14 protein-coding genes are annotated in these 13,738 nt (G+C 66.6%); 9 read left to right on the forward strand and 5 right to left on the reverse strand.

Annotated features, from left to right (window positions below):
• Nucleotides 1–14: 14 nt before the first annotated feature.
• From FB468_RS11515 to FB468_RS11530, 4 genes are all read right to left on the reverse strand, one after another.
• Nucleotides 15–461 carry a MarR family winged helix-turn-helix transcriptional regulator gene (locus FB468_RS11515; RefSeq protein WP_246055857.1) on the reverse strand — a complete coding sequence of 149 codons (447 nt, stop codon included), beginning with the start codon at nt 459–461 and terminating at the stop codon, nt 15–17.
• Nucleotides 462–543: 82 nt separating this feature from the next.
• On the reverse strand, nt 544–1,728 hold the full coding sequence (locus tag FB468_RS11520) for a CE1758 family FMN-dependent luciferase-like monooxygenase (RefSeq protein WP_141887469.1): 1,185 nt from the start codon (nt 1,726–1,728) through the stop codon (nt 544–546).
• Nucleotides 1,729–1,886: 158 nt separating this feature from the next.
• Nucleotides 1,887–2,765, reverse strand: a complete 879-nt coding sequence (locus FB468_RS11525) for an exodeoxyribonuclease III (protein WP_141887470.1) — start codon at nt 2,763–2,765, stop codon at nt 1,887–1,889.
• Nucleotides 2,766–2,808: 43 nt separating this feature from the next.
• Entirely contained in the window at nt 2,809–3,381 is a 573-nt protein-coding gene (locus tag FB468_RS11530) for a TetR/AcrR family transcriptional regulator (protein WP_141887471.1), read from the reverse strand.
• Between the two features lie 90 nt (nt 3,382–3,471).
• Between FB468_RS11530 and FB468_RS11535 the strand changes: the two genes are divergently transcribed.
• Nucleotides 3,472–3,708 (forward strand): putative antibiotic biosynthesis monooxygenase, encoded by a 237-nt coding sequence (locus FB468_RS11535; RefSeq protein ID WP_141887472.1) that lies wholly within the window; start codon nt 3,472–3,474, stop codon nt 3,706–3,708.
• The gene (locus tag FB468_RS11540; protein WP_141887473.1) at nt 3,705–4,643 is read left to right on the forward strand and encodes an NAD-dependent epimerase/dehydratase family protein; all 939 of its coding nucleotides are present in this window, start codon (nt 3,705–3,707) and stop codon (nt 4,641–4,643) included. The genes FB468_RS11535 and FB468_RS11540 overlap by 4 nt, the downstream gene beginning before the upstream one ends.
• Here the strand turns inward: FB468_RS11540 and FB468_RS11545 are convergent.
• On the reverse strand, nt 4,627–5,838 hold the full coding sequence (locus FB468_RS11545; protein WP_141887474.1) for a PucR family transcriptional regulator: 1,212 nt from the start codon (nt 5,836–5,838) through the stop codon (nt 4,627–4,629). The genes FB468_RS11540 and FB468_RS11545 overlap by 17 nt on opposite strands.
• A gap of 188 nt (nt 5,839–6,026) precedes the next feature.
• On the opposite strand from FB468_RS11545, the gene FB468_RS11550 reads away from it, so the two are divergent.
• The 7 genes from FB468_RS11550 (at nt 6,027) to FB468_RS11580 (ending at nt 13,715) form a co-directional block, all read left to right on the forward strand.
• A complete protein-coding gene (locus tag FB468_RS11550) occupies nt 6,027–7,622 on the forward strand; it encodes an AMP-binding protein (protein ID WP_141887475.1) in 1,596 nt (531 codons plus the stop codon).
• Nucleotides 7,623–8,205: 583 nt separating this feature from the next.
• Complete coding sequence (locus FB468_RS17690; RefSeq protein ID WP_425460826.1) at nt 8,206–8,616, forward strand: helix-turn-helix transcriptional regulator; 411 nt, start codon at nt 8,206–8,208, stop codon at nt 8,614–8,616.
• 144 nt (nt 8,617–8,760) lie between these two features.
• Nucleotides 8,761–9,816 (forward strand): iron-siderophore ABC transporter substrate-binding protein, encoded by a 1,056-nt coding sequence (locus FB468_RS11560; protein ID WP_141887477.1) that lies wholly within the window; start codon nt 8,761–8,763, stop codon nt 9,814–9,816.
• Nucleotides 9,817–9,883: 67 nt separating this feature from the next.
• Complete coding sequence (locus FB468_RS11565; protein WP_211359125.1) at nt 9,884–10,960, forward strand: FecCD family ABC transporter permease; 1,077 nt, start codon at nt 9,884–9,886, stop codon at nt 10,958–10,960.
• Complete coding sequence (locus tag FB468_RS11570) at nt 10,957–12,051, forward strand: FecCD family ABC transporter permease (RefSeq protein WP_141887478.1); 1,095 nt, start codon at nt 10,957–10,959, stop codon at nt 12,049–12,051. The genes FB468_RS11565 and FB468_RS11570 overlap by 4 nt, the downstream gene beginning before the upstream one ends.
• Nucleotides 12,048–12,923, forward strand: coding sequence for an ABC transporter ATP-binding protein (locus FB468_RS11575; RefSeq protein ID WP_141887479.1), 876 nt, complete (start codon nt 12,048–12,050; stop codon nt 12,921–12,923). The genes FB468_RS11570 and FB468_RS11575 overlap by 4 nt, the downstream gene beginning before the upstream one ends.
• A 3-nt stretch (nt 12,924–12,926) precedes the next feature.
• The gene (locus FB468_RS11580; protein ID WP_141887480.1) at nt 12,927–13,715 is read left to right on the forward strand and encodes a siderophore-interacting protein; all 789 of its coding nucleotides are present in this window, start codon (nt 12,927–12,929) and stop codon (nt 13,713–13,715) included.
• The last annotated feature ends 23 nt before the right edge of the window (nt 13,716–13,738 follow it).

The following is a 13,738-nucleotide window of genomic DNA, read 5'->3' on the forward strand; positions in this document are numbered from 1 at the left end:
TGTTGCGCTCGTGGTTACGCCGACCGGGCGGCGACGAGCTTCTCGGTGAGGCGCTGAAGCTCACGGAGCTCCTCTGGGGAGAGGGCGCGCATGGCCTGGCCAATGTCGCGCCCGTGTGCGCGCCCAACCTCACGCTGCACTCGCGCGCCCTCCTCACTGATCTCGATGAGCTTCGCGCGGCCATCCTCGGGGTCTGGCATGCGAAGTACGAGGCCGCGGGTGGCGAGGCGATCCACCATCCGTGACAGAGCGGGCTGACTGAGCAGCACCTCCTCTTGCAGGTCACAAAGGCGCATCGCCTCGCCGCGCTTCACGAGCGTGTAGAGCACGTCGTACTCGCGCATGCTCGCCTCGCCCCAGATTGGTCTGGCACTGAAGTCGCTCGAGAGGCGCGCGTGCGCGGTCATCAGTGACTCCCAGGCCTCGTTGGCGAGCCTGATATCGGTTCTGTGACTGCTCACGGTCGTGATCCTCTCTGTGAGCGACAAGCTGGTGACAATTGGGGGAGCGGGCGGCAAGCCGAATGGCTAGAAGCCCGAAGGGCTACAGGCCGAAGGCGGAGCCGGCCTTCGCCGGGCTGTCCTGGTACGGCGAGCCGCCGGTGACGTTGTCGCCGCGGTTCGGGTTCGGGCGGGGCTCGCGGGGCGCAGCGTCACCGTACTTCGCTTTGATGAGGTCTGCGTGCGAGGGAGCCTCGGGCACCTCGGGATCGCGGAGCTTCGCGAGCTCGGCGCGCAGCACCGGCAGCACCTCCGAGCCGAGCAGATCGAGCTGCTTCAGCACGGTGCCGGTCGGGAGGCCGGCGTGGTCGACGAGGAACATCTGGCGCTGGTAATCGCCGAACATCTCACGGAACGAGAGCGTCTTGTCGATGATTTCCTGCGGGCTACCGACGCTCAGCGGCGTCTGGTGCATGAAGTCCTCGAGCGACGGGCCGTGGCCGTAGACGGGGGCCTCGTTGAAGTACGGGCGGAAGTCGCGCATCGCGTCCTGTGAGTTCTTTGCGACGTACGCCTGGCCGCCGAGGCCGACGATCGCCTGCTTTGCCTTGCCGTGTCCGTAGTGCTCGTAGCGCTGGCGGTAGAAGTTGACGAGTCGCAGCGAGTGCGCAGACGGCGCGAAGATGTGGTTCGAGAAGAAGCCGTCGCCGTGGAATGCGGCCTGCTCGGCGATCTCAGGGGTGCGGATCGAGCCGTGCCAGACGAAGGGCGGCACGTCGTGAAGCGGCCGGGGCGTCGAGGTGAAGCCCTGCAGTGGCGTGCGGAAGTTGCCCTCGTAGTCGACGACGTCCTCGCGCCAGAGGCGGTGCAGCAGGTTGTAGTTCTCGAGGGCGAGCGGCAGCGCCGAGCGGATGTCCTTGCCGAACCACGGGTAGACCGGTGCGGTGTTGCCGCGGCCGAGCATGAGGTCCATGCGGCCGTCAGCGAGGTGCTGGAGCATCGCGTATTCCTCGGCGATGCGCACGGGGTCGTTCGTGGTGATGAGCGTCGTGCTCGTCGAGAGCTTCAGGGTCTTGGTCTGCGCCGCGATGTAGGCGAGGAACGTCGTGGGGGTCGATGAGAAGAACGGCGGGTTGTGGTGCTCGCCGATCGCGAAGACGTCAAACCCGACGTCCTCGGCGTGCTTCGCGATGGTCGCGAGGCCCTTGATGCGTGCGGCCTCGCTCGGGGTGTCTCCCGTGACTGGGTCGCGGGTGACGTCAGAGACGGAGAAGATCCCGAATTCCATGGTGTGCTCCTGGGTGTTGGTGCGGTCTGGTGCGCGAGTGCGGCGACCGGGAGGGCCCCGCCCGCACATTTATATGCGCTTGCATATAAATGTAACGAGCAATCCTGAGAACTATTCCCGCTCCCGAAAATCAATCCTCGAGCGGGAAGCGCGTGCCGCTAGAACACCATCGGGCGGTCGTAGTCGTCCTCGAACGTGCCGCCGAGTAGGCTCGGGTCGATGTCGGCGACGACGGGAACGTGGTCGCTCGGAGCGTCGCCCCGCCGCTCGTCGCGGTGGATGCTCGCGCCGGTCACGGTGTCTGCGAACGCCTGCGAGCCCATGATGAAGTCAATGCGCATTCCCTCGTTCTTTGGGAAGCGGCCGGCCTTGTAGTCCCAGAACGTGAACCCCTCGGGCACGATCGGCCGCACGACGTCACTCACGAGCGGCGCAAACGACTCGAACGCGGCGCGCTCGATGGGGGAGACGTGCGTCGAGCGGCCCTGCACGAAGCTGGGGTCGCCCATGTCGGCATCGAACGGGGCGATATTCCAGTCGCCCATGAGCGCGAGCGGCAGATCAGGATCTTCATCGAGCCACGTCTCAGCGTTGTTCCGCAGTGCGGCGAGCCACTCGAGCTTGTACTCGAGGTGCGGGTCGTCGAGCGACCGGCCGTTTGGCACGTAGAGGCTCCAGAGTCGCAGGTCGCCGACGGTGACGCCGAGCGCGCGGGCCTCGAGGGGCAGGCCGTTCGGGCCGGTTCCCTGGACGTCCTCCTGGCCCTTGATCGGCTTGCCGAAACCGGGCATGCCGTCGAAGCCGCGCGCGACGTCGGTCATCTCGTGGCGGCTCGCAAACGCAACGCCGTTCCACTGATTGAGGCCGTTGATTTCGAGGTGGTAGCCGGCCTGCTCGAACGCCTCGACGGGAAACTGGTCGGGGCGGCACTTGATCTCCTGCATGGCGAGGACATCGATATCCTCGCGCTGCAGCCAGTCAACGACGCGACCGAATCGAGTGCGGATCGAGTTCACGTTCCAGGTAGCGATGCGCATGGGTCAAGCCTAGCCGGGTTGCGCTGGCGCGCGGGTGGGGGCCTCAGCGACGCGCAGCCGCGAGCGCCTCGGCGTCAGCCCGGAGCGTCGCCCTGCGAGTCTCTGGCGTCGTATCGCCGGTGAGGATGGTGTCGGCGACGCGTGAGAGCGTCCACCAGCCGACGACGAGTGTGACGACTGAGAGGAGTAGCTGCTCTGCCTGCTCAAGGTCGGGCGTCGGTAGGGCCGCCTCGAGGCCCGTCGCGAGCGCCTGGCAGCTCAGCGAGCGGCACTCGAGGGCCACGGCCTCGGTGAGCTCGAGGCTCTCCCACGCGAGAAGCCGCGCGAGACCCGGTCGCGCCTCGAGTCTGTCGAAGAGCGCAAGCGCGTAGTCCCCGACGGCCGCTGGCCCGCTGCCGCTGACCGGGATCCCGTCGAGCAGGTCGGCGAGCTGATCATCGAGCACCGCCGCGAAGAACCCGCTCTTCGACCCGAAGTACGAGTACACCCGCTCTTTGTTCACGCCAGACTCGCGCCCAATCGCGTCCATTGTCGTGCCGGCGAAACCATGGCGCGCGAAGAGCGTGGCTCCCGCGTCGAGGAGCTGCCGTTGCGTCTGCTCAGTGTCCCAGGCCATGACTCAAGGATACCCCAACTCCAAACGGTCGTTTGCAATTTGAACCGCGGGCGCATATTCTCATCTCCAAACGATCATTTGGAGAATGTTATGACCCCGATCCCACTCCCAGCGCGCCTCGCGGTGACCTGGCTCGCGATCTTCCCGCTCGTCGCCATCGCGCAGGCAATTCTGCAGCCACTGCTCGCGGGCTGGCCGCCCCTCCTCGTTACCGCGGCGGTAATGACAGTCGTCGTGCCCATAGCCGTGACGTGGGCGGTGCCGGCGCTGAGCCGTGCCTACGTGTCGCTCGCCAGCCGCCGCTCCCGAGATCGGAAGGGCGCGTGAGGGCGCTCGTGCTCGGCGGCACGGGGGCCGTCGGCAGGGCAGTGGCCCACGAACTCGAAGCGCGCGGCCACGAGGCGCTTCGCGGGAGCCGCGGGGCAGGATCCTCGCCCGGAGCCGTCAGGCTCGACCTTTCGAGCGCGGCGGGAATGCGGCGTCTGCGAGAGGTCGCGCACGAGTGCGACGTCGTGGTTGATGCCTCCGGCCGCGATGATCCGGCGACCTCGCGCGAGCTCGAAGGTGTCCCGTACGTCGATACCTCCGCGACCACCTCCTACCTCGCCGAACTGCGAGGCCTCCGCGCGCAGTCGGGCGCCGCGACGCTCGTGCTCGGCGCGGGCATCGCTCCTGGCGCGAGTACCGTGCTCGCCGCCGCGCTCGCGTCCGAGCCCGGTGATGAGATCGACGTGTCCGTGCTCCTCGGCACTGGCGAGGTCCACGGGCCCGCGGCGGTCGCGTGGACCGCGGGCCTCGCGGGTAACGCCGTGTGGGGCGCCCCAGATGGCGCCGAGATCCTGAACTATCGCGAGCGGCGCAGGATCCCGATCGATGGGCGCGACCGCACCCACCTGCGCACCGACTTCCCCGACCACCTGTTGCTCGCGGCGGCGGGCGTTACGGTGCGTACCTACCTCACGCTTGGGAGCCCGCTCGCAACAGCGGGGCTCGCGCTCGTCGGCGCGGTGCCCGCGCTGCGCGGGATCCTCGCGGCCGCGCCCCACTGGGGCGACGACAGGTGGCGGGTCGCCGCGCTGAACCGGCGCACGGGCGAGATGCTCGCGGCGTCGGGATCCGGGCAGTCACGTGCGACCGGGGAGTTTGCCGCGCTCGCCGCCATTCGCGCATCGGAGAGCCCCGGGCTCGGCGCGGTCACGATGGCCGACCTGTTTGGTCTTGACGTGCTCGCGAGCGCTGCGGCCGTTACGTCGCGGGCGTAGCTGCGTCGCCCTGCGGCCAGGCGTTCCCCAGTAGCCGAAGGGCGCGCAGCGCAATGACGAGCTCGGCTGAGTCGCCTGGATGAGTCAGGCGGCGGCCCGTGAGGTCGGCAATGCGCTGCATCCGGTAGAGCACCGTGTTGCGGTGGCAGTGGAGCAGCTTCGCGGAGTCCGTCGTCGAACCGCCGGACTCGACCCAGGCCCCGATGGTTCCGAGCAGCGGCTTCGCGCCGGCCTCGCCGAGGGCCAGGATCCCGCCGAGCACCGATTCCGTGAGCTGCGGGGCGACATCGGGGCCCGACGAGATCGCGAGCTCGAGCGGACGGTCACCGTACCTGCTGAGCGCGCGGGCCTCGGGCGCAAGGCAGCGCATCGCTCTGCGGGCCTCGACCGCCCCGACCGGAGCGTCCGAGAGCCGCTCAAACGGTCGGCTCGCGCCCGTGCGCGTCGTGGCGCGCTCGGCGATCTCCGTGAGTGCGGCCTCGAGGTCGCCGCGGCGTCGCGCCCCGAGGATGCCGATGTGGGTGCCCGCGTCCTGGGTCCATGCGACGCTGGCACCGCGCACGCCAGCGCCCGGGTCGGGCTCGGGGCCGTCGCCCGTGCTGCCGAGGGACGCCACGATGACGCAGTACCAGCCGGTCTCGGGGAGGCCGAGCAGCCGCTCAGTGTGGGCGGGGTGCGGTGTGCCAGTGAGCAGCGCGAGCAGGTGGGCGCGGCTCGATTGGCCGCTGCGGCGCTCCTTCGCGTCGATGACCTCGCGGTAGGCCTCCACGGCGAGCATCGAGTAACGGTCGAGGATCTGCCAGAGAGCCGAGACCGCACCGAACGCGGCATCGGTCTCGTTCGTGCCGGCGGTCACCTCGCGGATCTCGCTCAGCACCGCGAGGCCCGCGAGCCTGTAGGCGTGGAGGAGGCTGGCCATCGAGATGCCGTTCTCGGCCTTCGTGCGCCCCGCCCACTGCGCGGGCGTAGCTGACTCTGGGCCGCCGCACAGCTCAGACAGCAGGGCCGCGACGTTCGCCTCGACGATCTCGAAGAGCTCGCTACTCACCCGGTGGTCGCGGTAGACGGCCTCGCCCGCGACGATCTCGTCGACGACGCGGGTGACGAGCAGATCGCGGCGCGCGGATATCTGCAGCAAAAACCAGGGCGGCGACTGCTGGGTTGAGGGGATGGCTGATGACTCCGTCGTGACCATGCGGCGAGTTTAGCCCGCGCTCATGCGCGCGGCTTGTGAACCTGCACAGGAGCGCGGGTGAATCGTTGAGCGGTGGCCCCTGGCGGCGACGCGTGAAGCGCGCCAGACTGTGCCTGTACACAGGCAAGGCACGGAGCCGAGCGTGCCTCGCGCTGGCCTCGCCGAACAGCATTCAAAGGAGAAGCCGTATGTTCCCGAGCCACCACCCCGACGTCGAGATCCCGAACCTTAGCATTTTCGATTACCTGTTCGGGGGTCTGCGGCCGGAGGAGCTGGGCCGGGTGGCCCTCATTAACCCCGCGACCGGGGCAGAGACCACGTACGGTGCCCTGCGCTCGCAGATCGAGGCGTTGGCCGGTGAGCTCGCCGCCCGCGGTGTCGGGCCGGGTGACGTTGTCGGCCTGCTGAGCCCAAACATCCCGGAGTTCGCGACCGTCTTCCACGGCGTGCTGCGAGCCGGCGCGACGGTTACGACGCTCAACGCGCTCTACACCGCGGCCGAGATCGAAAAGCAGCTGCGCGACGCGAAGGCGAGCTGGCTGTTCACGGTGTCGCCGCTGCTCACGCAGGCCGTGGCGGGCGCCGAGGCCGCCGGGATCCCCGCTGACAGGATCGTGGTGCTCGACGGCGCCGAGGGGCACGCGAGTCTTCGCGACTTCCTCACCACTGGCGCGCCCGCGCCTGAGCTCAGCTTCGACCCTGCCGAGACGGTGGCAGTGCTCCCGTACTCTTCGGGCACGACCGGGGTGCCGAAGGGCGTCATGCTCACCCACAAGAACCTCGTCGCGAACGTCGAGCAGAGCAGGCACATGCTCGACCTGAACGGCGACGACCGGGTGCTCGCCGTGCTCCCCTTTTTCCACATCTACGGCATGACGGTGCTGCTGAACATCGCGCTCTTCGTGCGGGCATCGCTCGTGACGATGCCGAAGTTCGACCTCGTCCAGTTCCTCGAGAACATCCAGCAGTTCTCATGCACGTACGTCTTCGTCGCGCCGCCCATCATGGTCGCGCTCTCGAAGCACCCCATCGTTGACCAATACGACATCTCGACGGTGCGGACGATCCTTTCCGGCGCAGCCCCGCTCGACGGCGCCACCGCCGAGCGCGCGGCGAAGCGGCTCGGAACTCAGGTACTCCAGGGCTTCGGGATGAGCGAGCTCAGCCCGGTCTCGCACATGATCCCGTCCGATCGCGACGACATTCCGCGCTCGTCGATCGGCATGTCGCTGCCCAACATCACCTGCAAGCTCGTCGACATCGAAACCGGCGAGGAGTACACCGAGTTCGGGGAAGACGGCCTGACGAAGCCCGGCGAACTGTGGGTGCAGGGGCCGAACGTCATGCTCGGCTACCTCGGCCGGCCCGACGCGACGGCCGAGTCGATTACGGCCGACGGGTTCCTCCGCACGGGCGACATCGCCGTGCGCTCGAAGGACGGCTGGTACGCGATCGTGGATCGCGCGAAGGAGCTCATCAAGTACAAGGGCTACCAGGTCGCACCGGCCGAGCTCGAGGCCCTGCTGCTTACGAACCCCGAGATCGCAGACGCGGCCGTCATCGGCGTGACTGTCGAGGACGGCGAGGAAGTGCCGAAGGCGTTCGTGGTGCGGGCCGAGGGAAGCGCGCTGAGCGAATCCGACGTGATGGAGTTCGTGATCGAGCGCGCCGCGCCCTACAAGAAGGTGCGCCAGGTCGAGTTCATCGACGTCATCCCGAAGTCGAGCTCGGGCAAGATCCTGCGCAAGGATCTGCGCGAGCGCGAGAAGAGCCTTGCCGGCTAGCTGCTGACAGCCAGGTTGGAGGCGCGTATGGAGCGCGCCTCCACCCTCGCTGTGGGGTGCCTGAGTGATTGCTTGAATCGGACACGGGTCGCGGGCCAGTGCGGTTATCCTTGCCCCATTGGGCAAGCGATGGTTGGGTGTGTGTCAAGGCGTGGAGCAGTCAGCGGAACGGGCAGCGTTCAATGGTGGAGAGTCACGGGTATCGCGCCCAAAGGGGGCGATACCCGTGACTGGGACGACGATTCCTGAGGGGTATCTTCTGCGTACCCGGGCACTCAACCTTGTCTATGAGGACGAGGGGAACTCGTGTACGGGACAGCCACACACTCATCCCGAACACGTCGTGTTTTGGCCGGAAGCGGGGGCTGCGGAGCTGGAGGTCTTGGGCGCCGCGCGGACGGTTTCCCTGGGGCACGGAATCTGGGTGCCCGCGGGAACTCCACACGCGGTGCCGAATCGAGACAGCGACCTGGTTGCGTTACACATCTCGCCATCGGCGGTGCCCGGACGTGGACACGACCTGAAGGCTGTGACGATGCCAGTCGCCGTTCGCGAACTACTGCTGCACCTCGCGGAGGCTGGCATGCCCCGGGGCGAGAGAGTGCAGGCGCAACGGGTCTGCCTCGATTTGATCTCGACCGAACCAAACCCTGTGATTCAGCTTCCGATTCCTCACGACCCCAGAATTGCCTTGATCTGTCGACATCTGCTGCTAGACCCAGCCGATGATCAGTCGATTGAGCAGTGGGCAGTCAGGCTTTCGGTGAGTAGTCGCACTCTGGCTCGCGCCTTCCAAAACAGCACTGGGATGACGTTTAGCCAGTGGCGGACGTGCGCTCGGATGGACCAGGCGACGCGGCTACTCGATCAGGGGTTTGCAGTTGGCGCGGTCGCGCGTCGTGTCGGTTACTCAACAATCAGTGCATTCAGTAGCGCGTTCCATCGGGTACTCGGGCGGACACCCCGCGAGTTCCACCCAAAGCTCGGCCAGTGAGTCTGTGGTCATGTCTGGCGACCACGGGACAGTGTCTGTACGGCGTAAATAGTTGTCTGCCATGCGCCGCGGAAAGATCGTATGTTGGTTAGGTAAGCCTTACTTTGTTTGTGAGTAAGGGTGTTCTGACCAGAAAGCTCTTCCATGCGTCTGAAGAAACCGACCTCCCTCCTCGCCGTGCTCGTCGCGACGGCTCTGCTCGTTACCGGGTGCACCGGTGCACAGGGCGACCAACCGGAGGCCGGTAGCTCCGCGGGGGCGACCACTAGCGGCGCCACCGATAAGTTCCCAGTGACGATTCAGCATGCGCTGGGCGAAGCGACGATCGAGGAGGCTCCCGAACGCGTGGTGACACTGGGGTGGGCAGCAGAGGATGCCGTTGTCGCGCTGGGCGTGGTTCCGGTTGCCGTTCCCGCGTACGGGTGGGGCGCCGACGACGAGGGGTACCTCCCGTGGTTCCGCGACACGGTCGAAGCGATGGGCGAACCGCTGCCCGAGACGCTGAAGGCCGAAGAGCGCTCGGGCGAAGTGAACTTCGAACAGATTCTCGGGCTCGACCCCGACGTTATTCTCGCCCCGTTCTCCGGAATCTCAGATGAGGATTACAAGCGGCTGGCAGACATCGCGCCTACCGTCGCCTACGCTGAGCAGCCGTGGGCCTCGAACTGGCAAGACCTGACGGCGACCGTCGGCAAGGCTCTCGGGCGCTCAGGGCAGGCTGCCGAACTGCTCGCGTCGACCGAAAAGCTCTTTGCCGGGCACGCTGCAGAGCACCCAGAATTCGACGGTGTGAGCCTCGCCTACGGCATGGGAATGACCGAAGGCACGAGCGAACTCACGTTCTACTTCCCGGCAGACCCGCGCGTCGAGTTCGTCGAGGCCCTCGGATTCACGACCCCCAAGTCGATCATGGACTTCGCCGAGCGCAGCACGCTGGGTTCGAGCGATAGTACGAGCCTCGAGTTGCTTGGCGACTTTGACGACGTCGACGTGTTCCTTGCGTGGGCAGGGAGCGACAACGACAAAGAGCGCACGCTCGGCAACCCGCTCGTGAGCATTTGGAAGCCGGTTGCGAACGGCAAAGACCTCGTGCTCACCGACCCCTCGCTTGTGTGGGCGACTTCTTCGCCAACCGCGCTGAATATCCCGTGGGCGCTCGACAACCTCGTACCGCAGCTCGCAGAGCTCGTCGCACGCTAAGACGCCGCGCGTCGCTATCGGAGCTGGCTCGGCTGCCGAAGGCTCAATCATTCGTAAGGAGCTGCCTGTGCGCACGCATCCACCCGGCGAGGTGCCGCCTGCAGTCGCAGAAGTCGCCGGTCGAAATGCGGGAGGCGTCGCCCGCGGCAACGCCTCCCGCATTGCAGGCCTCCTCGTACTGAGCGGCGTATTGCTGATGGTGATTCTGCTGAGCATTGGTGTGGGGGCTCGGGGTATTTCTGCGACCACGATCATTGAATCGCTGTGGGCATACGACGGAGGCGTTGAGGCGCACGTGACAGTCCACGAACTGCGAATCCCGCGAACCGTGGCAGGGCTCGTCGTTGCCCCGGCCCTCGGGCTCTCCGGCGCGCTCATCCAAGCCTTCACACGCAACCCGCTCGCTGACCCCGGCATCCTCGGTGTGAATGCCGGGGCGGCCTTCGCCGTCACCGTGGCGATTGGAATACTCGGCATCACGCAACCACTTGGCTATGTGTGGTTTGCGATGCTCGGCGCAGGGGCGGTGACACTCGTCGTCTATGCATTGGGCTCGGTTGGCGGCACCCGCGCAACGCCCGCAAAGATCACGCTCGCAGGTGTCGCGATCGGTGCAGTGCTCGGAGGCGTCACAACTGCGATCGTGCTTGCCAGCCGCGATACCTTCGACGCAATGCGCTTTTGGGGAGTTGGCTCTCTCGCTGGGCGGGACTTCGATGTCATCGTCTCTTTCTCGCCGTTCATCGTGCTCGGTGTGCTCGTCGCATGCGCGGTCGCGCGCCCGCTTAATGCGCTCGCACTTGGAAACGAACTGGCGATGTCCCTTGGCGTAAAAATCGACCACCTGCGGGTCGCCGTGATCGTCGCGGTCACGCTGCTCGCCGGGACAGCGACCGCGCTCACCGGGCCGATCGCGTTCGTTGGGCTCATGGTTCCGCACGTGGTGCGCTGGTTCGTTGGGCCCGACCAGCGGTGGATCTTCGCCTTCAGCATCATCGTCTCACCGATCCTGGTGCTCAGCGCAGACATTGTTGGGCGGGTGCTCCTCCCAAATGGGGAGCTTCGCGTCGGCCTCGTGACAGCGCTCATCGGCGCACCAGTACTGATCTTGCTCGCGCGACGGAAGTCGGTGAGCGAGCTATGAGTGGCCTCCTGCGCGATCCCTCAACTGGCCGCGCACGAACGACCCCCGCATCGATCGATCACGGCTACCGGGCTGTCAGCTTTCGGGCCGGTCGCGTGTCTGACCTATTCAGCGTGCGGAGCATCGTCGTCTGCGCCGCCCTCGCCACGGTCACACTCGCCCTCGGCATAGTGTCGCTCGGCCTCGGCGAGTACAAGCTGTCACCCGGGCAAGTGTTCGAAGCGCTGATCTACCTCGATGCTGACCCGCGGGCCCGACTCGTCGTCTTCGAGTGGCGGCTGCCGAGACTGCTGTTTGCCATTCTGTGCGGCGTCTCGCTTGCGCTCTCTGGTGCAATCTTCCAATCGCTCACACGCAACCCGCTCGGCTCACCCGACATCATCGGCTTTTCAACCGGTTCCTACACCGGCGCGATCGTGGTGATGCTCCTCTTGGGATCAGCCCGCTACCTTGAGGTCGCTGCCGGGGCGCTCATCGGCGGCGCGGTCACCGCAGCGATTGTGTACCTGCTCGCGCTCCGTCGAGGCACGGTCGGAACGTTCCGGCTGATCATTATGGGCATCGGCGTCGCGGCGCTGTTGGGGGCGCTCAACTCGATGCTGCTGCTCTCTGCCGATGTCGATTCGGCAATGCTTGCAGCCGTGTGGGCAGCGGGATCGCTCAACGGGCTCGGCCACGAACAGCTCTGGCCGATGGCAGCGATGCTGGTGGTGCTCACCGGGTTCGTCGCCAGCCTTGCGCCGCGAGTGCGCCAGCTCGAACTCGGCGATGACGCTGCCCGCGCGCTCGGCATCCACGCCAATAGGGTGCGCGCCGCAGCCGTGATCGTGGGCGTCGCACTCACCGCGCTCGTCACCGCGGCGGCCGGGCCGATCGCGTTCATCGCGCTCGCGAGCCCACAGATCGCCAGACGCCTAGTGGGCGGCACTGGCCTCGTGCTTGTACCGTCGGCCTTCGTCGGCGCTGGTGTTCTTCTCGCCTCAGATGTCCTCGCCCAACTGCTCGGGTATCCCGTCGGCGTGGTGACGGTCATCGTTGGAGGCACCTACCTGATCTGGCTTCTGGCCAGCGAATACCGGAGAAAAGCATGACGACAACTTTCCCACCACGGCCGCGAGACGGAGGAGTCTCGCCCGCCGCGGCCGCAATCGAAATCACCGGCGCGCGAGTCGGGTATGAGCACCGAATTGTCTGTGAAGACGTGAGCTTTTCCGTGCCCGCCGGCGGCTTCACCGCGATCATCGGGCCGAACGCGTGCGGCAAGTCAACCCTGCTACGCGCTGTCGCCCGCATCCTGCCGTATGCGGCAGGGAACATCACACTGGAGGGGCGCGAGATCTCCAAGATCCCGACGAAACAGCTCGCCACGAGGCTGGGATTGTTGCCGCAGTCATCGCTGTCGCCAGACGGAATCCGGGTCGCAGATCTCGTCGCCCGCGGCCGCTACCCACACCAGTCAATGTTCGATCGCTGGTCGGAGGCAGACGAGCAAATCGTGGTGGAGGCAATGGAAGCGACGGGCGTCAGCGAGCTCTCGGGGAGGCTCGTCGATGAGCTCTCGGGCGGGCAACGTCAACGAGTCTGGGTCGCGATGGTGCTCGCCCAGCAGACACCAGTGCTGTTGCTCGATGAGCCAACCACGTTCCTCGACATCACCCACCAGTACGGACTGCTGGAGCTCTTCGAGACGCTCCGGCGAGACCTCGATCGCACGATCGTCACCGTGTTGCATGACCTGAACCAGGCCGCACGCTATGCATCGCACCTCATCGTAATGAAGAGCGGCGGTGTGGTCACGGCCGGCCCGCCCGCCGAGATTCTTACCGCAGAACTCATTGATGAGGTCTACGACCTGCCCTGCCGAATTCTGGTCGATCCTGAGACGGGCGCTCCGATGGTCATCCCGAAAGCCGTGCTCGCGCGCCCCTCGCGCGGCACGAGTACACCCCATACGAAGGAATAACAGATGGCATTTTGTGAACCAGCCGAGGTCGTGTCCGTTGCCCGGCTCACCCCGTCGATGATCCGCGTCCGCTTGCGGGCACAGGGCCAATGGCGGTGGTTTGACGACGGGCGCGGTGACGAGCGCATCGACCTCGCGTTTCCGCACCCGGGAGAGACCGTCGCAGACATCTCGTACTTTAATGACGAGCACGCGGGCATTGTGCGGGAGGACCAGTCGCCGCCGTGGCGCCACTACACCGCGCGCGCAGTGTTTAACGGGGGTACTGAATTTGACGTCGATTTTGTGGAGCACGACGGTGGGGTTGCCTCCGCATGGGCGAAGGCCGCCGAACCAGGCCACGTTCTTGGGGTCTTCCGTGGCGCAGCACAGTCCCGCGCTTACCACATGCCGCCAGAAGACAGTGAATGGCAGTTGCTCGTCGCCGACGCCACGGGCTTACCCGGGCTTGCTCGCATCGTCGAGGAGCTGCCCGCAGGCGCGCGCGTCCAAGCCGTAGTCGAGGTGCCGAGCGAGAGTGACCGTCAGCACATTGACACCCGCGGCCAGGTGACCTGGACCTGGATCGTGGGTGAGGGCGGTGCGCAGAGCGTCCTGCCGGAGGCCGTTGAAGAGATCAGCCTGCCTGAAGGCCCGGGGTACGCCTGGGTCGCCTGCGAGGCAGCAGCGTCGCGCCGGATTAGAAGCATCCTGCGACGGGTGCATGCGCAGCCGAGAGCGCGGCACCGCGCCGTCGGGTATTGGACTGCCGGGGTAGCGGGGCACGTGGAGCAGGAGAAGGAGCGGCCGTAGCGGGAACCGCTCCGGAGCCTCAC

Source organism: Leucobacter komagatae, from assembly GCF_006716085.1.
In the GTDB taxonomy this organism is placed as follows: Bacteria; Actinomycetota; Actinomycetes; order Actinomycetales; family Microbacteriaceae; genus Leucobacter; species Leucobacter komagatae.

Coding starts and splice junctions, on each gene's coding strand:
- FB468_RS11525 (WP_141887470.1), bottom strand. CDS start 2,765: ATGCGCATCGCTACCTGGAACGTGAACTCGATCCGCACTCGATTCGGT.
- FB468_RS11545 (WP_141887474.1), bottom strand. CDS start 5,838: ATGGTCACGACGGAGTCATCAGCCATCCCCTCAACCCAGCAGTCGCCG.
- FB468_RS11560 (WP_141887477.1), top strand. CDS start 8,761: ATGCGTCTGAAGAAACCGACCTCCCTCCTCGCCGTGCTCGTCGCGACG.
- FB468_RS11580 (WP_141887480.1), top strand. CDS start 12,927: ATGGCATTTTGTGAACCAGCCGAGGTCGTGTCCGTTGCCCGGCTCACC.
- FB468_RS11570 (WP_141887478.1), top strand. CDS start 10,957: ATGAGTGGCCTCCTGCGCGATCCCTCAACTGGCCGCGCACGAACGACC.
- FB468_RS11575 (WP_141887479.1), top strand. CDS start 12,048: ATGACGACAACTTTCCCACCACGGCCGCGAGACGGAGGAGTCTCGCCC.
- FB468_RS17690 (WP_425460826.1), top strand. CDS start 8,206: ATGCCCCGGGGCGAGAGAGTGCAGGCGCAACGGGTCTGCCTCGATTTG.
- FB468_RS11535 (WP_141887472.1), top strand. CDS start 3,472: ATGACCCCGATCCCACTCCCAGCGCGCCTCGCGGTGACCTGGCTCGCG.
- FB468_RS11550 (WP_141887475.1), top strand. CDS start 6,027: ATGTTCCCGAGCCACCACCCCGACGTCGAGATCCCGAACCTTAGCATT.
- FB468_RS11530 (WP_141887471.1), bottom strand. CDS start 3,381: ATGGCCTGGGACACTGAGCAGACGCAACGGCAGCTCCTCGACGCGGGA.
- FB468_RS11520 (WP_141887469.1), bottom strand. CDS start 1,728: ATGGAATTCGGGATCTTCTCCGTCTCTGACGTCACCCGCGACCCAGTC.